The sequence below is a fragment of the Spirosoma jeollabukense genome, from assembly GCF_054777855.1.
The window spans coordinates 1-20,524 of the sequence record NZ_BAAHAD010000016.1 but is presented as its reverse complement, the minus strand read 5'-3'; the positions used below and the strand labels follow the sequence as shown (position 1 = coordinate 20,524).

14 protein-coding genes are annotated in these 20,524 nt (G+C 50.5%); 10 read left to right on the top strand and 4 right to left on the bottom strand.

What is annotated here, in order from left to right; translation table 11 throughout:
* Positions 1-455: 455 nt before the first annotated feature.
* Positions 456-5,099, bottom strand: a complete 4,644-nt coding sequence (locus tag ACYVEA_RS31835) for an endo-1,4-beta-xylanase (RefSeq protein ID WP_461117412.1) — start codon at positions 5,097-5,099, stop codon at positions 456-458.
* A 276-nt stretch (positions 5,100-5,375) separates the two neighbouring features.
* The gene (locus ACYVEA_RS31830; RefSeq protein WP_461117411.1) at positions 5,376-5,507 is read right to left on the bottom strand and encodes a hypothetical protein; all 132 of its coding nucleotides are present in this window, start codon (positions 5,505-5,507) and stop codon (positions 5,376-5,378) included.
* Between the two features lie 161 nt (positions 5,508-5,668).
* Between ACYVEA_RS31830 and ACYVEA_RS31825 the strand changes: the two genes are divergently transcribed.
* From ACYVEA_RS31825 to ACYVEA_RS31815, 3 genes are all read left to right on the top strand, one after another.
* Positions 5,669-8,077, top strand: a complete 2,409-nt coding sequence (locus ACYVEA_RS31825; protein ID WP_461117410.1) for an ABC transporter permease — start codon at positions 5,669-5,671, stop codon at positions 8,075-8,077.
* 67 nt (positions 8,078-8,144) lie between these two features.
* Positions 8,145-8,741 carry a hypothetical protein gene (locus ACYVEA_RS31820; RefSeq protein ID WP_461117409.1) on the top strand — a complete coding sequence of 199 codons (597 nt, stop codon included), beginning with the start codon at positions 8,145-8,147 and terminating at the stop codon, positions 8,739-8,741.
* A 206-nt stretch (positions 8,742-8,947) separates the two neighbouring features.
* Complete coding sequence (locus ACYVEA_RS31815; protein ID WP_461117408.1) at positions 8,948-9,955, top strand: hypothetical protein; 1,008 nt, start codon at positions 8,948-8,950, stop codon at positions 9,953-9,955.
* An 831-nt stretch (positions 9,956-10,786) separates the two neighbouring features.
* Here the strand turns inward: ACYVEA_RS31815 and ACYVEA_RS31810 are convergent.
* Complete coding sequence (locus tag ACYVEA_RS31810) at positions 10,787-11,158, bottom strand: HPF/RaiA family ribosome-associated protein (protein ID WP_461117407.1); 372 nt, start codon at positions 11,156-11,158, stop codon at positions 10,787-10,789.
* Positions 11,159-11,686: 528 nt separating this feature from the next.
* On the opposite strand from ACYVEA_RS31810, the gene ACYVEA_RS31805 reads away from it, so the two are divergent.
* From ACYVEA_RS31805 to ACYVEA_RS31775, 7 genes are all read left to right on the top strand, one after another.
* Positions 11,687-12,229 (top strand): CAP domain-containing protein, encoded by a 543-nt coding sequence (locus tag ACYVEA_RS31805; RefSeq protein WP_461117406.1) that lies wholly within the window; start codon positions 11,687-11,689, stop codon positions 12,227-12,229.
* A gap of 192 nt (positions 12,230-12,421) precedes the next feature.
* Complete coding sequence (locus tag ACYVEA_RS31800; protein WP_461117405.1) at positions 12,422-14,551, top strand: glycoside hydrolase family 31 protein; 2,130 nt, start codon at positions 12,422-12,424, stop codon at positions 14,549-14,551.
* Positions 14,552-15,011: 460 nt separating this feature from the next.
* On the top strand, positions 15,012-15,533 hold the full coding sequence (locus ACYVEA_RS31795) for a GreA/GreB family elongation factor (RefSeq protein ID WP_461117404.1): 522 nt from the start codon (positions 15,012-15,014) through the stop codon (positions 15,531-15,533).
* Positions 15,534-15,658: 125 nt separating this feature from the next.
* Positions 15,659-15,838 carry a hypothetical protein gene (locus tag ACYVEA_RS31790; RefSeq protein ID WP_461117403.1) on the top strand — a complete coding sequence of 60 codons (180 nt, stop codon included), beginning with the start codon at positions 15,659-15,661 and terminating at the stop codon, positions 15,836-15,838.
* A 244-nt stretch (positions 15,839-16,082) separates the two neighbouring features.
* Entirely contained in the window at positions 16,083-16,880 is a 798-nt protein-coding gene (locus tag ACYVEA_RS31785) for a 2Fe-2S iron-sulfur cluster-binding protein (protein ID WP_461117402.1), read from the top strand.
* Between the two features lie 20 nt (positions 16,881-16,900).
* Positions 16,901-17,923, top strand: coding sequence for an FAD binding domain-containing protein (locus ACYVEA_RS31780; protein WP_461117401.1), 1,023 nt, complete (start codon positions 16,901-16,903; stop codon positions 17,921-17,923).
* Positions 17,924-17,937: 14 nt separating this feature from the next.
* Positions 17,938-20,064 carry a xanthine dehydrogenase family protein molybdopterin-binding subunit gene (locus ACYVEA_RS31775; RefSeq protein WP_461117400.1) on the top strand — a complete coding sequence of 709 codons (2,127 nt, stop codon included), beginning with the start codon at positions 17,938-17,940 and terminating at the stop codon, positions 20,062-20,064.
* Positions 20,065-20,325: 261 nt separating this feature from the next.
* Here ACYVEA_RS31775 and ACYVEA_RS31770 read toward each other — a convergent pair.
* On the bottom strand, positions 20,326-20,524 hold a 199-nt coding region (locus ACYVEA_RS31770), incomplete at its 5' end, for a hypothetical protein (RefSeq protein ID WP_461117399.1).

Below are 20,524 nucleotides of genomic sequence, written 5' to 3'. Positions count from 1 at the left end.
GACACCCGATTGTTTTTTTTAACTTACGTAGCGTATGCGACTAATCAAATTTGACAGCTAGCAAACTGTAACCGTCTCCTAAAACGCTTTCCAAACTGAGACGACGGAGGGAGTTTTACTATCCGCAAACCAGGCGATTCATCACAACTAAAGTAAATTAAGAATCTACTTTAGTTGTGGCCAGTCTCAAATAATCCTTTGATTAATGAACATCATATCTCAGAGAATTGACCTGTAGGAGTCGTATAATTTAACAAGAAAATAGCTTGGAAATCTTGGGAGTAGTGTGCCACGCCAGTTATTAAACAACCAATTGCTTTGCACCCTTAGAAAGTCGTAGCCACTACGTCTTTAGGTGCCAAAATTCGTTCGGGCCACTTATAAAGTAAACAAACAGCCAGACTTTTTAAAGTCTGGCTGCTGCCTTCCTGACCTGTAAACAGGCGCGTGTTGCGTTAGGGTTTAAGCAATTTAAGCGTTTTCTGCTCGGTGCCCGTACTAACCCGCAACAACAAAATCCCCTGTGCCGTACCGAGCGGTATACTGACTCGTTCGAGCGTTTGGGCTTGGTGGATATAGAGTTGATGCAGCAGATCACCCCGGCTGTCAGTCAGGTTTAGTTGAACCGATTTCCCGGCGATACCACTGATTTCGACCTCCGCCGATTTACTTTCCACGGGGTTGCCCAGCACCCGTACCTGCAACCCTGTGCCCAGTTCGTCGATACCGGCACGAGCTCGTCCACAAGACGCTTTTAGATCCCAAACATAGGTCACTACGTTGCCACTCTGGCGAGCCATCAGGGTAAAGGGTTTAACGTCATTGGCCGTGCGGCTCTCCTTGTCCACAAACTGGTTGGGGTCCGTGGTCCAGCCGGTGATGCCCAGGGCCATGTACTCGATGCGGTCGCCGTTGCCCCCCTGGGTTTTAAAGATAAATGCACCCGTCAGGCAGTTGTACTCTGGAGCTACGAGCTGAAGTGAGCCTCCGCTCAATGGCGCAACCGTCAACGTAAATACACCCTCTGTTGCTAGCCCACCAAGGTCTGTAGCGGTGATCTTAACCAGGTAGTTACCTGACTGCGTGGGCGTACCACTCAGCGTCGTTCCGTTAAGGGTAATGCCGATGGGTAATCCGGAAGCGGCAAAGGTAAGCGGCTGGCCTTCGGGGTCAGTGAAGGCACCGGTGGGCAGTACGTAGCTGAACGGGCTGTTTTGCTGAGCCGTCTGGTTCGATAAGCTCCCGTTGTAGAACGGTGGGCTGTTGGCCCCCACCGGACACTGTGCCCGAATACTCCAAATGTAGGTTACCTCAGTGCCGTTCTGGCGGGCTTTAAGCGTTATCGGCTGGGCATCGACGGCGGTGCGCAGTTCGGTATCCACAAACTGGTTGGGGTTCGTGGTCCAGCCGGTGATGCCCAGAGCCATGTACTCGATGCGGTCGCCGTTGCCCCCCTGGGTTTTAAAGATAAACGCACCCGTCAGGCAGTTGTACTCTGGAGCAAGCAGCGCCAGTCCATTCGGTGGTGTCACCGTTACAGAACTACAGGCGGTCAGGGCATTCCACGAATACGTCACCGTAATGCCGTTCTGCGTGGCCGACAGGGTGAAGGGTTGCACGCTGGGTTTCTGGTCCCGAATGTCCTGCGCAATACCTGCATCGACCATAGCCGTGCAGCTCGTTGTTGGAGACGAAATGCCGACTGCCGAGTAACTGATCGGGGAGCCATCGCCACCCACGGTATTGAACTTAAACTCATTCGTAGCACAGTTATAGGTTGGTGCTACGAGACTGAGCGCCTGCCCCAGCGTGGCCGTTGGGCTGCCGCAGGACGTAGTAGCGGGCGAGCAATTGTTCGAAACCGTAATGCGCTGAGACGCTGTTCCGACGTTACCGCAGGCATCGGTGACCGTCCAGGTGCGGACAAGGGTGTAGGATACACCCGCAGTTGGAGTTGCCGGTGTGGTTACGTCCTGTACCGTAACGCTGAGGGGGCCAGGGCAGTTGAACGCCGAAGCCGTTATGGTCGCCGTGCTGGACACGGGTACCTCACTGGCACACGCATACTGAGCAGCCACCGGAATGCCACAGATCTTGGGTAGAAAGCTCGTGCCTAAGGGAGGATTGCCAGATGCGCGAACGCTGTTTGGGGTGTTATTGAGCGTGTTGTTAAGGTAATCGCGCAGGGCCGGTTTTTCCTGACCACTACAGGCGTCGACCAGAAACGCTTCCTGAGCCGTGCGCCAGTGGCCCGTCAGATACCCCCACAGGGTAATACCAATGACCGACGGGTGATTCCAGTACAACCCAAAAATACGCTCGTATTCCGATTTCTGGAATGCCTGCTTCACCGCTACGTTAGTTGTAACCGTATAGGTGCTGTCCACATCGCCGTCGATGTCCAGTTCGGTAATCATGATCGGCAATCCGGTCGCGGCAATTTTATTGAGCTGCGTTCTCAGGTAAGTAGTATGGGCCGCAAAGCTTTGGTTGGGGTCGTACTTGCGGGTCGAGAACGAGTGGCCCTGCAGTCCGATTACATCCAGCAGATTATCCGCTTTCAGCAGATTAACCAGCGTCACATAATCATCTGCCAGGCCGGATTCAGCATTGTACTCGTTCAGCATCAGCTTGGTTTCGCAGGGGAAGTACTGCCGGGCCAGTTTGAACGAATTGACAACCCAGTCGAACCGACCGGGCGTTGTACCCAGTTCGGCATTCAGGGATTTCAGCGCGTTCACGTAATCACCACTGGCCGGATCAGTTAAATTAGGCCCCAGGTTATTCGGTGGATCGTTCAGCGTTTCGTTGGCTACTTCAATGTATTCAAGCCTGGCCCGTGCGTCCGAACTGCCATCGTAGTGGGTAGCCACCGCCTGAAACCAGGCTTTTATTTTCTGAACCTTCTGTGCATCGTTCAGCGGTTTTAGCCACGTTGGCTGTTGCGCGCCCCACACCAGCACGTGAAACCGGAAGGGGAACCCATGCTGCTTGGCAAATGCACGCGCCTGATCTACTTCGGTGAAATTATAAACGCCCTGGGTCCCTTCGATACTGCCCCATTTACCGGCATTTTCGGGCGTTACCTGGTTGAAATACTTCTCGAAGTTTGGCATCTGTGGCGTGCTGTACGCAGACCCCAGAAATTTATTTTTTCCCGTGGCGATAGGCGTTTGACCGGCGGGTACCTGATACTTTACCGCACAATCATCCGCGCCAACCACCGTCACGTTATCGACAAAGAACGTACCGACGCTAGTACCCATGTCCAGCACAATTCGTGTACTGGCATCATTGGCCGTAAACGTCCAGGTCATAGGTTGCCAGGCCGTCGTTGTCGTATAGTTAGGCCCGTACTGGGCACCGGCTGTTGCATTGGTCGAAAACCGGATGACTTCTCCCCCCACATTTGAGCGCACATAAATCCTGGCCGTGTAATTTTTGCCGGCACTAAGACTCATCGGATCGCTTACCAGTTGCACGCTATACGGTTCACCAGCGGCTGTGTTGACCACCTTTACCGCTCGGCTGCCCTCGTTCACTTCAGCCGCAACGGTGGTTTCGGTTATATTGGCCGCCCCGTTATATTTTGACCAGTTCGTGAAATTGTTGCCAGGGCCGCCTAACTCAAAGCTACCATTGGTGACGAGATTGACGATGGCTGGGCTGATATCGGCATCGTCAAGGTAATAAACGTTCGTGTTTTTGCCCAGGTCAAGGACCAGTTTAGTCTGGGTTTCATTAGCGGTAAATGTCCAGCTCAGTTTAGTCCAGGTGGTCGGTACCGGCGTATCAGGTCCGTAGAGTGAGTTGGGCGTGGTCGAAAAGCGAATTGTGCTTCCGGCCGTGGTGGCTTTAGCCCAGATCGAGAAGGTGTACTGCGTTCCGACAACCGTCGTGGCTGCATCGTTGATTAACTGCACCGAGTAAGGTTGACCGGCATTAGGCTGACTACCTGTGACTTCGGCCCGCAACGCCCGGCCACCCGAGTGGGTCTCGGTAGTGGTAGCCGTCAGAAACGAAGCTCCGTTTTGCTTGGTCCAGTTGGTAAAGGTATCGCCAAATCCGGTCTCAAACCCACCGTTTCCGATCAGCAGGGCATCCGTCGAGGTCAGGCTCATGTCGTCCACAAAGTAAGTAGCGGCACTGGTACCCAGATCGATGGCGACCCGTGTGGTCGGTTCAACCGGTGTAAAATCGAGCGTTAACAACTGCCAGTCGGTGCCAATGGTGGTCGTCGTTGAATAAGCGTACGCGCCATAGTTCGCCAAGGGCGATATGGTGGAAAGTCTGACCTGCCCTCCAGCCACAGCCGCTTTGATGTAGATTCTAAACTGGAAGTGCTTGCCCACCGGCGTATTTAAAAAAGGACTGGCGAACTGTACTTCGTAGGCATTGCGGGGCGTAGTAGATACCACCTTTAAAGCTCTAACCCCGACTTTCACTTCGGCGGGGTTGGTCGTCTCTAAAAACGACCCCGCTCCATTCAGTTCCGACCAGTTGGTAAAGGTGTTGCCCGTACCCTCTTCAAGGCTGGAATTGGGTAAGTAGTTTGTCAAATTAGCCGTAGGCGGGTTAACAACAGCCGTTCCCGGCATTTCCATATCGTCCAGGTAATAGACGACGTTGCTTTGGCCCAAATCTAGGGCGATGCGGGTTTGGGTTACATTGGCCGTAAATGTCCACGACAACTGGGTCCATACATTGGCCGGGACATTCATATCGGGGCCGTAGAGCGCGCTGGGTTGGGTCGAGAACCGGACCGTTCCGCCGGCCGTTGCGGCTTTAACCCAAATTTTGAATGTGTAACTAGTGCCGATGGTCGTTGGGATCAGGTCACTTAGCATCTGCACCTGATACTGCTGACCCGCAAACCCCGGCCCCGCCGACTTTAGCGCGCGCGTTCCACCGTGCACTTCATCGGCAGCGGTTGTCGCTGTCAGATAGGTAGCTCCATTGGCTTTGGTCCAGTTGGTGAACGTATCACCGGAGCCTGACTCAAAGCCCGGATTTGGTACCAGATTTTGCTGGGCCATCAGCGGTGATAAGACCCCTAACAACAGGAGGCATACGACGAATAAAAAGTATTTTTTTCTCATTGACGAAGAGCTGGCGGATCGGTTGATCCGGCAAGAATTTTCAGCTTGATTTTAAAAGAATAGGCCATTTTCTTTATACTTGTTAAATTGACACTTATTTATTAAAAAAGTATTAGAACATATTGATAAAGCACCATAATGGCTTATTTAGGTCTATACTACGTTAATGGTCACACTGCTCCAGCCCGTAGGTGACGGTTTGTCGTTGAGGGAAGTTTTGATAGTTGAGTCTCCTGACCTGATAGGAGGTATCAATTTTTTACCTAAAATTGATACCTATGCAAGATCACATTCGCGGGCGATTCGGTCGCTTCCAGTACCGGGAGCCGCGCCGGGAGACTGCCGTTTTTCGTAGGCTCTTTGGGGGAACGTTCGGCGGGTGGCTGATTGGGTACACACAGTAATCATACGCTTCGTCGCTGGAGGCAAAAATACCGCCCCCTGATTTACGACGTAGCAATCCTGAGTTTTATCACGCCGGAATTACTACTGGCTTGCGTTTTATTGGTGGTAATGAGCCGTTTAGGAGCGATAAACAAAAAGAATTATCAAACCCTTTCCTAACGTATATGCTACGTAACTACCTCAAGATCGCTTTGCGGCACCTGGCCAGGAACCGGGCGTATTCGTTTATCAATATTGTCGGACTAGCGATTGGCATGGCCCTGGCAATGCTCATCGGGCTTTGGTTGTATGATGAGCTGTCCATCAATAAGTCCTTCCGCAACTACGACCGCATTGCCCAGGTCATGCGAAACAGAACCGTCAATGGGGAAGTCGATACCAAAGCGGGGTTGCCAATACCCGTGGCCCAGAAACTGCAAACTACCTATGGCGATGATTTTACCCACATCGTTTTAGCCTGGTGGACCAGTTGGCATACGATCACACTAGCCAATCAGGTGTTCTCAAAAAGTGGCAAATTCATGACATCCAATGCCCCCGAGATGTTATCGCTAACCATGCTCAGAGGCAGTCGGGATGGGTTAAAAGAACCAGCTTCTATCTTCCTGTCGGCGTCAGTGGCACGGGCTTTGTTCGGGGAAACCAACCCGCTAAATAGAACCCTGACCCTTGACAACACCATGACGGTCAGCGTCACGGGGGTGTATGAAGATATTCCTGCCGGGAACGCTTTTGATGACGTTCAGTTTATAGCCCCCTGGGATCTTTATGCCGCATCAACGCCCTGGGTAAAGGAGGCCAAAGACGACTGGACCAATACGTCGTTTGAGATTTATGTCGAGCTGGCTCCCCAGACTACGGAAGCGGCTGTATCGGCCAGGATTAAAAATGTACTGGCTACTAGCCATCAACTAGACTCGGCTCAGAAACCCGAAGTTGTGCTTTATCCGATGTTCCGTTGGCACCTGTACTCCGACTGGAAAAACGGCATCAATCAGGGTGGGCGGATTCAGTTTGTCTGGTTGTTTGGCATCATCGGCGTGTTCGTTTTACTGTTAGCCTGCATCAACTTCATGAATCTGAGCACGGCCCGCTCCTTCAACCGGGCTAGGGAGGTGGGCATTCGCAAAGCCATCGGTTCCCGGCGCCAGGAATTGATTGTTCAGTTTTTTAGTGAGTCATTACTGGTCGTTTCGCTCTCATTCGGTCTATCCATTGGGCTGGTATCGCTGGCAATGCCCTTCTTCAATCAGGTGGCCGGTAAGCATATCGTCGTTCCCTTTACGAACCTGTTTTTCTGGGTGCTGGGGCTAGGGTTCACGCTAGTAACGGGCCTGATTGCAGGCAGTTACCCGGCGCTATACCTATCTTCGTTCCAGCCCGTTGCCGTGTTGAAGGGACTTAGCTCGATCGCTCGATTCCAGACAGGTACTTCCATTGCCACGCCCCGCCGGATATTGGTTGTTGTGCAATTTACCGTCTCGATTACACTCATTATCGGGACCCTGGTGGTGCATCGGCAAGTTCAGCACGCTAAAAACCGCCCAATTGGTTATAGCCGGAATGGATTATTGTCGCTGCTGCTAAACGTGCCCCACTACGAACAGCATCGGGAGACCGTTCGCAACGAGCTGATCAAATCGGGCGCTGTGCTCGAAGTGGGCGAATCGGCTAGCCCGTTGACTGAGGTCCGGTCTACTAACGGGGGCTTCGACTGGGCGGGTAAAGACCCCGCCTTACAGGTCAATTTTGGGACAGTTGGCATATCGCCTGAATTTGGCAAAGCCGTCGGTTGGCGGTTCAAACAAGGACGCGATTTCTCCCGACAGCTGGCATCGGATTCATTGGGGGCTGTCTTGAACGAATCGGCGGTAGCCTTTATGGGGATGAAAGACATCCTGGGCAAAACCATCTCCTGGAACGGCAGCGGCTTTAACGTCCGTTTTCATGTGATCGGCGTGATTCAGGACATGGTAATGGATTCACCCTATGAGCCGGTCAAGCCGTCCGTATTTTTCATCAGCCCGCAACCCGGTAAATTTCTGACCATGCGGCTCAACCCAGTCCGTAGCCCACAGGCCGCGATTGCCACCATTGGCGAGGTGTTGAAGAAACACCTGCCCGAAGCTCCCTTCAACTACACGTTCGTCGATGAGGAGTACGACCAGAAATTTCGCAGCGAAGAACGTATCGGCCTATTATCCAGCCTCTTTGCCGGACTGGCCATTTTCATTTCTTGCCTGGGTTTGTTTGGCCTGGCTTCGTTTATGGCCGAGCAACGCACAAAAGAGATTGGCATTCGCAAAGTACTGGGCGCGTCGGTGGCTAACCTATGGCTCCTGCTTTCTAAAGACTTTGTCTTATTGATCCTTGTTGCTTTCGGTATGGCTACGCTGGTGGCTTACTATTTTCTGCAGGAGTGGCTCCGAACGTATCCGTACCGCACCGAATTATCGTGGTGGATTTTTGCTACGGCGGGTGCGGGTGCCCTGCTCATTACGCTGCTGACGATCAGTTTTCAGAGCATAAAAGCGGCCCTGATGAATCCAGTTAAGTCATTAAGAAGTGAGTAGTGAAATTATGAAGTTGTTGCAGAAAGAGTATATGCTTGCAATAAAGTCACTTATACAACTCAATAACATGAACAAACTTTGTTTAGTCGCAGGTCTTTATCTGCTAGCTTACTCGTTCACCAACGCCCAGACAGTTACCTATAAAAACTCAATTCGTGCAGGTGTTGACTACATGAGTTTGGATGGCCCAGACGATTTAGGGTTAAGATACATAGCTCGTTATGCCCGTCACCTCGCCAAGGACCGTCTTGTTGTAGAGGGCAGCTTTGGCTACCTTAGTATAGAGAATCGACGGCCAGTCTTTACGAATTTCTATTTCGTAGGGCGGCCCCGGCAGCGGTTCACGGCTGATTTAACGGGTTTCTTTGATTGCCTTCGCAACGCACGCCATGCGTTACGTTTAGGAGGGGGCCCTTCGGTTTGGTATCGGAAAGACGATGCCCTGCGGGAGGCCAGATCAACTATCAATCAAAACGGCCAGGTAACTGATGTGACAATTCTTAATGAAAAAGTGGATGAAGCCAACGTTGGGTATCATGTTGCTGCTGAGTACGAATATAGGATTGGCGCTCGAGCTACCTTGTCTGGTCGAATAGGTATGGCCAATCTTAACCGGGCGGGCATCAGTTCGACAGCGGGTATCAATGTTGGATATCGATTTTAACGCTCACGCAAAAGCAACTATACTACTACAAGACTTTTGACGCGTTTTACGCTTATCGATGGCCAGATAGTGTACTTTTTGGTCATCGATTACAAAGAGTCTGTGATGGATTTTGGTAATTGAGATTTCATTCCGGGATTTTTGAGGCATTGATCACTATAACTCTATTTACTACTCAACTTCCTTTTTGACTCTATAGCTTTTAAATGAAAACAAATCGGAAATTTCTCCTTATCGCTCCCTGGGATTATCAGTTGTATGTAGTGATTGAGAAAAACCTTAGACACCTGGGTTACGAAGTGACGGTTGTTCATAATAATCATTATCCGTTTACTGTAAAAGATTTAGCTATCAAAATAAAGTACAAATGGAGGAAAATGATCTCAGGGTATAAAGAAGATAATCAAGAACTAATCAATATATATATGGAAGAAAAGAAAATGTCTTTGATTAAATCTACTAAATTTTACGATTTATGTTTAGTAATCAGAGCAGATGTCTTTTCCCAAAAGTTGTTAACCGAAGCTAAAAGAAGAAGCGGTAAATTTATATCTTTTTTTTACGATGGTTTAACTTTCAATCAACATATACTTCCTCTGATACCTTTTTTTGACCGTTTTTATATATTCGATAAAACCGAATTGGATTTATTTAAAGACCATGGTATTAGGTATGCGCCCAACTTTTACGTTGATTATCCAGAAATTAATAAAGATACGTACGATCACGGTAATAAAATTTATTACATCAGTTCCTATAACCCTAGCCGTGTGGCAATAATCGAGTCTTTTTATAAATATATTGTTCAGAGGATCTATCCAATACAATTTGATCTTATATATAACAAAAATGAAGAATACGATATTCCCGATTACATAAAACAACATTTTAATTGTATACAGACGATTGTTCCCTATGAAGAACAGTTAAAATTAATACGAAATACTGAGATAATACTGGATTTTAAAATGACATTTCATTCAGGCTTTTCATTTAGAATTTTTGATGGAATTAAATTGAAAAAAAAAGTTATTACCACCAACCCGTTTGTCGTAGATGAAGACTTTTATCATCCTGATAATTTCTTCGTATTGACTGAAAATAATGAAAATGAACTTGATGATTTTTTGCAACGGCCTTATGTGCCATTAGATGATGGCATCAGGACAAAGTATTCGTTTGAAAGCTGGCTGAAGGCCGTCACAGATTATTAATGTCAATGCCTGTATTCAAGGTGATGTTCCTGGGAAATCTTAACTAAGTGCATTCTTTGAGTGGCAGGGACTAACAGCTAGGAAAGTGCACCGACAAGGCCTCACATATCTACCGGTTGGTGTAACTACCCAGCGCCGATCTGGAACGTCGATACCTGGATCATCAATACGTTAACTACGGGAAATCGCTGTCTAATAAGCGCTTTTTTGCCAGCCAGCATTATGGCCACAAAGCGTACCGGTAACCCTGGGACTCTTCTGAAATTTTTAGTTTATCTATCAATTTCCGTCGTTTACGACCAATTATTGAACCTTCACGACTTTATGAAGTGGCTGGATGGCCGAGTAGCTACCTTTGTTTCGTGGCTGAGCTCATTTATGTAATCGAGCAGGCCTACTGACCAAGCTGCTCAAAAGTAGGCGGTCAGTCTATTCAAATCCTTCCTCTTTTATGCCTGGGCCCCAGTGGTCCGGGCTTTTTTACTAACTGAACTTTAAGTATGAGTTCCATCCTAACACGTAGTGATACCTGTTACTTTTACCGGACACCACATTAAAATCATTTTATGTAGTCTCTTCCAGAAGGCAGTAAGTCCGGGAAGCGTTTGCTCAAGTTGAGTAACTATCCTATAATAATGTAGGGCCAACTACAGTCCGCTATGGTGCCTGGCCGTCGTTACGTTGATGGCCTTTATCAGGATACTATGGAAGGAACCGCAAAAGATATTACAGAAAAATGTTGCTGGGACAGCCCATGGTCAGCGTGGCCTATTCATGCCATCGCCCGGCTTTAGCGAGAAGGCCGGGCGATGACGAGTACACATGGTTAAATCAGGCTAAACTTGCTGGATCAATTTCATCGAGGTTAGCGCGGTTGGCGTTGGTATGATTGCCAAAGCGTTTTTCTATCTGACGCTGCAACTTGGCTACTACGTCGTTGATTAGGCTGTACCAGTTGTCGCCCGATGCGTCGGCAAATACATCATTGCCCGGCACACCATATTTGATGCCCACATGCTTGGTGTTGGTTCGCTGGTTGGGTTCTACTTTCAAATACACATCGGCCGTGATGACATCTCCCTTGTAGAAACGCTGAAGCTTCGAGAGAGCCTCCAGAATGACGGCCTGCAAGTCGTCGTCCAAAGTAAATCCTACGGCCTCGATGTCGAGTCGTACCTTATCTAAACGTTGGTCCTGTTCCATAATACACTTGGTTTACGTTGAGAATGCCTTTGATTAAGGGCTAGGGTTCTCAAGTTTAGTACTTCCTTGCTAAGTATTTTGTTTTAAAAGCCTCCACTGATCTATAAACAAAAGAGCAAGTAAAGCATAGGCTCCTGTTTGTTCTTTGTTTTGGCCCTTAAGTCATTCGAGCGTTTTCGGCAATGAGGTCCGGTTGCAATGGAGTAGATAGCCTTCTGAACCTCGCCAACATTGCTCCGGTACGGGCTGTGTTCTCGTCACTCAGCCTCAGGATCTCTTAAATGACAAACCTTTTTACGTGCCTCTAAACGATCGTTGAACAATTAATTGCTTGCTCTGGCTTAACTTATGCCTGCCTTATTCCTTCAGGCGTGGTTGATAGCAAATAAACCGTTTAGACGGGCGTTAAAAAGCTGTTTACTGCTCAATCCTGGCTTACGGCCCGATAATGGTAAGCATGCGCTTCATAAGCGTTAATGCATTGTTCGACTCTAAAAGCTGTTATTGAAGGACAGCCCCTGGTTACCGATGAATTTATTCGTATCCATTGCCTTACTGACCCTGTCTGGGTGGTTGATGACCGATCCGATTGTATCCGTATCAGAACCTCGGCACCCGCGTGCCTTGCTCAAGGCACAGCATCTGTCAATGGCTGAGCAGCGGCAGACGGTTGATCAACAAAGTGAGAAAGCGGCCATTCTGCTAGCGACTAACCAACAACGAGTCCGAGTCCACTTATCCGAATTGAAGCCGGATGCCAAGTTGATGCAAGCGGCTCAACAATACGCTGAACTGATGGCGACGAAGGATCAGATGAGCCATACCTTGAATGGATTGAGTTTGGTTGACAAAGCCAATCGGGTTGGCTATTCCTATCGGCAACTGCGGGAAAATATTGCGCTTAATACCCGTTTAGATGGTCGCTTCGTGGTAATCAGCCAGTGGATGGAGTCCAAAGGGCACCGGAAAAATTTATTGACTAAAGACCTAACGGATATCGGCATTGGAATTGCAGGCCCTAGTAAACAGAACCGTTACTATTATTGCCAGCTATTCGGTACCCCCTTGTAATTGGAGCAGTTTGACTTGTAATGTTCAGGTTGAAACCCCTTCATTGTATAGTGAAAGAATGGCCAGTTACTGAAAAGACGTATCAGGCAAATCTTCATTTTTAATTGAATGTCGAGCGCCGGGAGCCAGTCTCGAAGACCTTAACATAAGAGCCCGCTCCCATACGGGTCTTAAATCCAACTACCTACTATCTTGAAAACGCTGGTTCTTTTCCTGGTTACTACGTCGCTCGCAACTGCGCAGGTCGTTACCTGGGTACCTGTTCAACCCGGTATCTGGAAAGCCACAGTTGGCAAGCCTGAAGTGTATAACTTATTGACAGCCAGCAAAGCCAACCCAAACGTAGGTGCATTGACGAAACTGGGTCAATCCAGGTTTCCACTGCCGCAATCGGCGGTTACAGCCCGCATTGTCGACGGGAAAACGTACCTGCGCTTCCCGCTCAATCGCACGGAGCAGCTTTATGGTTTCGGGCTTAACTTTCAAACGGTTCACCAGCGAGGCCGGATTCTGAACCTGCATGTCGATCATTTCGGTGGCTCCGATAATGGCCGGACGCACGCACCTACTCCGTTTTACGTTTCCTCTGCTGGATACGGCGTCTTTATCAATTCGGCCCGGTACCTGACTGTTTACGCGGGTACTGCCGTTCGCAAAGACAGCGCCGATCCACCCGAATCGCAGGATCGCAATACCGACAAATCCTGGACCAGCCGGCCCTATTCCGACGCCGTCGAAATTCTGGTTCCGGCTGCGGGCGTAGACGTATACGTGTTTGCCGGACCGAAGCCGCTCGACGTTGTCCGGCGGTATAATCTCTTGAATGGGGGCGGGTGCCTGCCTCCTCGCTGGGGCCTCGGGTTTCAGCAACGGGTTCAGAAGCTTTATACGGCGGAGCAGGTGCAGGCCGAAGCCGCTCAGTTTGAACAAAAAGGATTTCCGCTCGACGTAGTAGGGCTGGAACCGGGCTGGCAAAGTAAATCGTATCCCTGCACCTTTGAGTGGGACAGCACCCGCTTTCCTGACCCTGGAGGCTTTTTACGGACGATGCTGACCAAGGGTGTCCGGGCTAATCTCTGGCTGAATCCCTACGTATCGCCATCGGCCTCAATATTTAGTTCAATAATGCCCTATACAGCTTCCCACACCGTCTGGACGGGGCAGGTTCCTGATCTGACACTCCCGAAAGCGCAACAGATTTTCTTTGGCCAACTGGCGAAAGATGGCGTAAACATCGGGGTAAGCGGCTATAAAATCGATGAGGTAGATGGCTACGATTCATGGCTTTGGCCCGACGTCGCTACGTTCCCATCGGGTCATGTCGCCGAACAGATGCGCCAGACGTATGGGCTTTTATTACAACAGCATAGTCTGGATCTATACCGGAAACAAAACAGTCGCACCTATGGGCTGGTACGGGCGTCGAACGGCGGTGGGTCCCGGTTTCCATACGTGATCTATAATGATTATTACAAACACGAAGACTTCATCACGGCCCTGATCAACAGCAGCTTTGCGGGGGTACTCTGGACACCCGAAGTTCGTTCGTCCACGAGTAGTGAAGAGTGGATACGTCGGATTCAGACCGTCGTTTTCTCGCCATTGGCGATGATCAACGCCTGGGACAGTGGTACCAAACCCTGGTCCTTTAGCGATGTGAGCCAAGCTGTGCAGGATATGGCGCTGCTACGCATGCGGATGATGCCCTACTGGTACAGCGAGTTTGCCAAATATCATTTCGAAGGCACCCCCCCGTTTCGGGCGATGAACCTGGAAGAGGGGTTTCGGTCGGATGTGAAACGCGAACTGGTTACGACGAGCCTGGAGAAAAACCCCTATGCCGAAGCTGTACTGAAGGAAATTAAAGACCAGTATATGGCAGGTGAGTATTTGCTGGTGGCTCCTTTGTTCAACGGACAGACGAGCCGCACGGTAACCTTGCCAACGGGCAACTGGTATGATTTTTACACAGGCAACCTGGTTGGTAATGGTCAGCAGATTACCGTGTCGCCAGGGCTGGACCGGATTCCGGTCTATGTGAAAGACGGTGGGATTATTCCCATGATGCCCGCCCGGCTCCACGCGCCCAAAGCGGGTGAGGTAGTGCCTATCGAAGTGCGATATTACGGTAGTAAGCCGGGTCTGTATCGGCTTTATGACGACGATGGCGAAACGTTCAATTACGAAAAAGGGCAGTATAGCTTCCGTGAAATTCGCGTTGCGAAGCAATCGAATGGTCAGATCAGCGGCACCATTTCGGCAGCGGAGCCCGCAAAACCTAATACGGTAGGGACCGTTAGGTTTACACAGATGACCAAATAAATACGGACGAATTTATTTGGTCGGTACGATTGGCTGGACCTTTCTGCGATTCGCAGGGTGGGGGAGGGAGGCCGTCATTTTAAATTAGTAGTCTACCCGTATTAGGGGGCCGAAGACTGCTGACCAAGCGCAGGAGAAAGGCATTCTGTATATAAAGTAGGGTAGGGAACGTATCAACTTCAGGCGTGTTTGCATCCTTAAAGTAGGTGTAGTCGCATAGCTGGCCAAGGTCGATCGTAGGCTATTTAGACACCAAAAGTTCATAAAATACTACGCCAATTACCCTCACAAGGGTAAACTTGAGGAGCCTCATTGGTTCTAACCCCGATTTTATTCGGCCGTTTAACTGACGATTACCGGCTAAACGTACTGAACGCGATCAGCTTGGGGCGGCTGGAAACAATCCAACTTATACCGACGTTTTTAATGAAGCAATGCTAAATTGTTCCTGGTCTAGCCTATGAGTAGTGCTTTTTTAAAAAATGAAACAGCGGATGCCCCAGTGGTTATTCCGGCACGAGCACCCTTACCACCGGGTACGCCTAATTACGTCACCCCTCAGGGGCTCAACCTGTTGCGCACTGAACTCGAAGGTTTAGATACCGAGCGTGCCCACCTGCAAGCCGCTAAAATTGAAGACGAAAATGAGCGCAGTCGGCAACTTGCTTTGCTCAATGGGCGTATCGCCAACCTGAACCAGCGCATTTCTATCGCCAAAGTTATCGACACACAGGAGCAGGACAGAGTCCGTTTTGGCGCCAGGGTTCGCTTAAAAATACAAACGGGCAAATTGGCCGGTACAGAACGTGTTTTCACCATTGTGGGCGTTGATCAGGCGAATGCTGCTCAGGGGCTGATCGCCTTCACGGCTCCGTTGGCCCGCGCTTTGCAGGGAAAACGGGTTGGCGAAACGGTTTCATTGCCTTCTCAACAGGGAAGTCAGGTAATGGAGGTACTAAGTATCACGTATGAAATGGCCTGAGATGGGAATCAGGGCTACTGATGGAATCATACGATTTTATGACGGAAAACGCTACGTTGAGGATAGGAGCCAGGCACAACAGGATTCGGGAAGAATAGCCAACCGAACAGGGATATCGTATATCTATGAGAACACTTGGACTTGTCGCCATAAGCTTGCTAATCAGCTACGTCTGTATCGGTTATTTAAGTGGCGAATGGAAACCGTTTCATTGGAAAATCGAATCACAGGCCTGGGCACTAGTCGGTGAAGTAACCTTTCTGGTGCTTTTTCTTTTGTTTAGACACAAGCTTGATAAAGACTAAAACGTAGCGGCCTGATGGATGGTTATTGATACAATTTATATTTTTCTGGAGACGATTTAGGTTGTCGAATGGGATAACGCTACGGTCAGATTTTATAGCCGTAAAAATTGGTTGTCGGGAAATGTCTTATTGCCTAACAATCAGCTTCACTACGTAGTTAGTCATTCGTTGTCGCGAATTCCGAAAACACCACGATAATTGCCAGGAATAGCAAATGCCTATTTAATGACTAAACAATAGCCTAATGGACGAACACGAATCACCTGAACTGACAGAAGACGAAAAGCGGTTGTTTGCCGATCTGATGCCAGGAGAACTGGATGAGATTCTTGATACGGGTGTCAACCGGCGTCATTTTCTTAAGCTAATGACGCTGGCGGGTGGAGGTCTCCTGGCCACTCAATCGGCGGTGGCAGAGCAGTTGATGACCCGGCCACTCAGTGGATCAACGCCCGTCGAACTCGCTCCGGCTAGCCTCGAAAACGGGGTGAACGTATCGTTCAAGGTAAATGGCACGGCTCGTAAACTGACTGTCGATTCGCGCATGACTCTACTGGATACATTGCGCGAACGACTGGACCTGACCGGTTCCAAGAAAGGCTGCGACCACGGTCAATGTGGAGCCTGCACCGTCATTGTCAATGGCCAACGGGTGTTGTCGTGTTTGACCTTGGCCGCGAGTTGTGAAGGAAAGACGGTGCAGACGATTGAAGGACTGGCGCAGGGAAGCACCGGAACTACCGTACGGCTCCATCCAATGCAGGAGGCTTTCCTGAAACACGATGGTTTCCAGTGCGGCTTCTGTACGCCTGGCCAGATTTGCTCGGCGGTAGCGATGCTCGACGAGGTGAAGAAAGGTCATGCCAGCTACGTTAGCGAGAACGTTCGTCAGCCAGCGGGCTCTGCGAAACTTTCCGATAATGAGATTCGGGAGCGGATGTCGGGTAATATTTGCCGTTGCGGGGCGTATCCCAACATTGTGGCTGCCATTCAGGAGGTGCATGGCGGCAAGCCCGTCGAACAGATTTTTCGCTCGGTCTAATCCTTTTTCAACCGTATTCAATGAGACCATTTACCTATAGCCGGGCCAAAGACCCTTCGTCTGCCATTCAGATGGTGGCTCAGAACCCGAACGCCAAATTTCTCGCTGGCGGTACCAATCTGCTCGACCTGATGAAGGAGGACGTTGAACGGCCAGGCGCCATCATTGACATTTCCGAACTGGGTTTGAGCGATATTAAACCCATAACCGCCGGAACGAATCAGGGAGGAGTTTCCTTAGGTGGCCTTGGCAAAAATACCGACACGGCCAACCATCCACTCGTGCGGCAGCATTACCCGCTATTAACGCAGGCGATTCTGGCGGGTGCCTCGGGACAGCTTCGGAATATGGCTACCAACGGCGGTAACTTGCTCCAGCGAACCCGTTGTCCCTATTTCTACGAAGTGGCCATGCCCTGCAACAAGCGTGAGCCGGGCACGGGTTGTGGCGCTCGCGAAGGTATTAACCGGATGCATGCCATCTTTGGCTGGTCGGAACAATGCGTGGCTGTGTATCCATCCGACATGGCCGTTGCCCTAGCCGCCTTAGATGCGGTAATTAAAGTCCGAACCGTGAGCGGAGAGGAACGTAGCATCCCCATTGCCGATTTCCACCGGCTCCCAGGCAATCAGCCCGAAAAAGACACCAATCTTGCGCATGGCGAACTCATTACAGCCATTGAACTGCCGAAAAATCAATATGCTGACAAGTCCTATTACCTGAAAGTTCGTGACCGGGCTTCGTATGCCTTCGCGCTGGTATCGGTCGCGGCTGCTTTGGAAATGGATCGGTCCAGCGGGTCGGGCAACCGGATCAAGCAGGTACGCATTGCTATGGGCGGGGTAGCCCACAAACCCTGGCGGGCGCTAAAGGCCGAGCAGATGCTGATTGGGAAAGAAGCTACAGAGGCTAATTTCAAACTAGCCGCCAGCGCTGAAATGGCCGACGCCAAACCGTTGGCCCACAACGCGTTTAAAGTCGAGCTGGGTAATCGGGGCATTGTGCTGGCCTTGCAAATGGCGCTGAACGGTGGTAAAGCCTAAGGGTAATAAATGCTATGAAAGATACGAATAAAACAATCGGCACGCCCATCAGTCGGATAGACGGAATTGCCAAGGTAACGGGTAAAGCCGCGTATTCGATGGATCATCCGGTTAAGAATCCGGCGTATGCCATTCTGTTTAAAAGCACTATTGCCGCCGGAACAATTCGGGAGATTGACTCGACTTCCGCCGAAAAAGCGCCCGGTGTGCTGGCTGTTATCACGCATAAAAATGCGCCGAAGCTAAACGTAAAGGGGGGGCTGCGCGGGGGTGCACTGCTGCAAAGTCCCGAAATTGATTTCTTCGGACAACATATCGGCATTGTTGTGGCCGAAACCTTCGAGCAGGCTCGGTATGCATCGCGGTTGATCAACGTTACGTATGACAAAAAAGAAGGTAAAGTCGATTTCGATAAACTAGCGGGTCAGGCCCGTCTGCCAAAGGACAAGGAGAAAGCCGATGCTAAACGGGGTGATCCGCAGGCTGCCCTTAGCCAGGCCACCATTAAAGTGGAAGAAGTGTATGAAACGCCCATTGAGCATCATCATCCGCTGGAGCCCCATGCTGCCATTGCCGAATGGAACGGCGATAAAGTGACCTTATACAGTAGTGCCCAGATTGTGAATGGCGCGCAAAGTGCCGCGGCTGCTACGTTAAATCTGAAGCCGGAGCAGGTGCGTATCGTGTCACCTTACATTGGTGGCGGCTTTGGCTCGAAAGGTGGGCAATGGGCTAATCTGGCACTGGCGGCAGTAGCGGCCAAGTACGTAAACCGTCCCGTGAAGCTCGCCCTGACTCGTCAGCAAATGGTGAACTCCGTGGGGATGCGGCAACATAACCATCAGAAAGTAAGTCTGGCCGCTACGGCCAATGGCAAATTGACGGCGCTGGTCCATGAGATCACCACCCACTGCGCCATCAACGACGAGTTTGTTGAACCTTGTGGCGACTGCTCAAAAATCATGTACGACACGCCCAACTCGCTCATTACGTATCGGGTGGTGCCCATGAACCTGATTGTGCCGACCTACACGCGCGGCCCCGGCAAATCGACGGGCAGCTTTGCCCTGGAATCGGCCATGGACGAACTGGCGTATAAATTGAAGATGGACCCGATTGAGTTTCGGATTAAAAACGAACCTGAACACGATCCGTCTAATGGTAAACCCTGGTCATCACGTACGACAGTGCAGTGCCTGCAAGAAGGTGCTAAAGCGTTCGGCTGGGAAAAGCGTAACCTGGAGCCCCGTCAGAACCAGCAGGGCAATTACTGGATTGGCTACGGTGTTTCGGCGGGAACGTATCCCGCTCACCAGCGGCCTACCTCGGCCTCGGTAACGCTGAAACGCACAGGCGACAACGTAACAGCGACTGTTGAACTGGCCGCTGCGGATTTGGGCACGGGCACCTATACCATCCTAACCCAGACGGCAGCCGATGCATTGGGCTTAGCCATTCAGAATGTCACCGTAAAAATTGGCGACTCCGATTTGCCCCCCGCGGCTGGTTCGGTGGGCTCGGTGGGCGCTGCCAGTTATGCTAATGCGGTTAACGATGCCTGTCGAAAGCTAACAGACGAGTTAGTAACCAAGTCTGGCAAGCAGTTTTTTGTCCACCCGACGGCTGCGCAACTGATGCGCTCGGAGAAACTGACCGACTACCAGACGCGGGTCGACTCCAAAGCGCCCGAAAGCGCCGAAGACTATTCGGCCCATAGTTTCAACGCTAATTTTGCAGAAGTCGCTGTGAACAAATCGACTGGCATGGTGCGCGTAAACCGTTTTCTGGCGGTGACGGGTGCTGGGCAGATCCTAAATCCCAAAACCGCTCGCTCACAGATTATCGGCGGCAACGTCTGGGGCATCGGCATGGCACTGACCGAAGAATCGGTGGTTGATCCACGCTGGGGCAATTTCGTTACCCGGTCTCTGGGCGATTATCACGTACCAGCCAACCTGGATATTGGTTCGTTGGACGCTATTTTTATTCGTGAGAAAGATGAACACGTCAATACAATGGGTGTCAAGGGTATCGGCGAAGTGGGCATTGTGGCTGTAGCGGCTGCCGTTGCCAACGCAGTCTTCAATGCTACCGGCAAACGGGTCCGAGACCTACCGATTACGCCGGATAAGGTGTTGTGACCCGTAAGATAAGTCATTGATTCCAGATGCGTTACCCAAGATTTTCGTGAACGCTTCGAGGAGTGTAGGTAATCGTATTTGTCTGTCAGTTACTGAACAATTACGTCAACCAACTGACAGACAAATACAACTGAAAGCTGAACAGGCTCACTTTTCTTTTTGGAACGTATTCGTATGCGAAAATGGGAATGTAGATTATTCATTTTCCCAAGAGTTATATAGTCATACGAAGCCAGGACACAGCACTACAAAGCTGAAACTTCAACCCCCTTGTCCCTGCCCCATTCCCTCGTATACCCCTTCGCCGACCGACCGGCGGGATGCGGATCGGCCCAGGCCTGCCCCGGCCCACAACCCGCCCGCCCCCATCAGCCGGTGAACCAGCCGAGAACACCGCTTCCGTAGCTTGTGGCTTTGCTTGAGCACCAGCCGCTGCCACCCCTCCTGGGCCACATAACCC

What these genes read in the sequence shown, in the direction of transcription:
- ACYVEA_RS31775 (WP_461117400.1), top strand. Translation starts at nt 17,938, where the DNA reads ATGAAAGATACGAATAAAACAATCGGCACGCCCATCAGTCGGATAGAC.
- ACYVEA_RS31795 (WP_461117404.1), top strand. Translation starts at nt 15,012, where the DNA reads ATGAGTAGTGCTTTTTTAAAAAATGAAACAGCGGATGCCCCAGTGGTT.
- ACYVEA_RS31785 (WP_461117402.1), top strand. Translation starts at nt 16,083, where the DNA reads ATGGACGAACACGAATCACCTGAACTGACAGAAGACGAAAAGCGGTTG.
- ACYVEA_RS31830 (WP_461117411.1), bottom strand. Translation starts at nt 5,507, where the DNA reads ATGATTACTGTGTGTACCCAATCAGCCACCCGCCGAACGTTCCCCCAA.
- ACYVEA_RS31820 (WP_461117409.1), top strand. Translation starts at nt 8,145, where the DNA reads ATGAACAAACTTTGTTTAGTCGCAGGTCTTTATCTGCTAGCTTACTCG.
- ACYVEA_RS31835 (WP_461117412.1), bottom strand. Translation starts at nt 5,099, where the DNA reads ATGAGAAAAAAATACTTTTTATTCGTCGTATGCCTCCTGTTGTTAGGG.
- ACYVEA_RS31825 (WP_461117410.1), top strand. Translation starts at nt 5,669, where the DNA reads ATGCTACGTAACTACCTCAAGATCGCTTTGCGGCACCTGGCCAGGAAC.
- ACYVEA_RS31810 (WP_461117407.1), bottom strand. Translation starts at nt 11,158, where the DNA reads ATGGAACAGGACCAACGTTTAGATAAGGTACGACTCGACATCGAGGCC.
- ACYVEA_RS31805 (WP_461117406.1), top strand. Translation starts at nt 11,687, where the DNA reads ATGAATTTATTCGTATCCATTGCCTTACTGACCCTGTCTGGGTGGTTG.
- ACYVEA_RS31780 (WP_461117401.1), top strand. Translation starts at nt 16,901, where the DNA reads ATGAGACCATTTACCTATAGCCGGGCCAAAGACCCTTCGTCTGCCATT.
- ACYVEA_RS31790 (WP_461117403.1), top strand. Translation starts at nt 15,659, where the DNA reads ATGAGAACACTTGGACTTGTCGCCATAAGCTTGCTAATCAGCTACGTC.
- ACYVEA_RS31815 (WP_461117408.1), top strand. Translation starts at nt 8,948, where the DNA reads ATGAAAACAAATCGGAAATTTCTCCTTATCGCTCCCTGGGATTATCAG.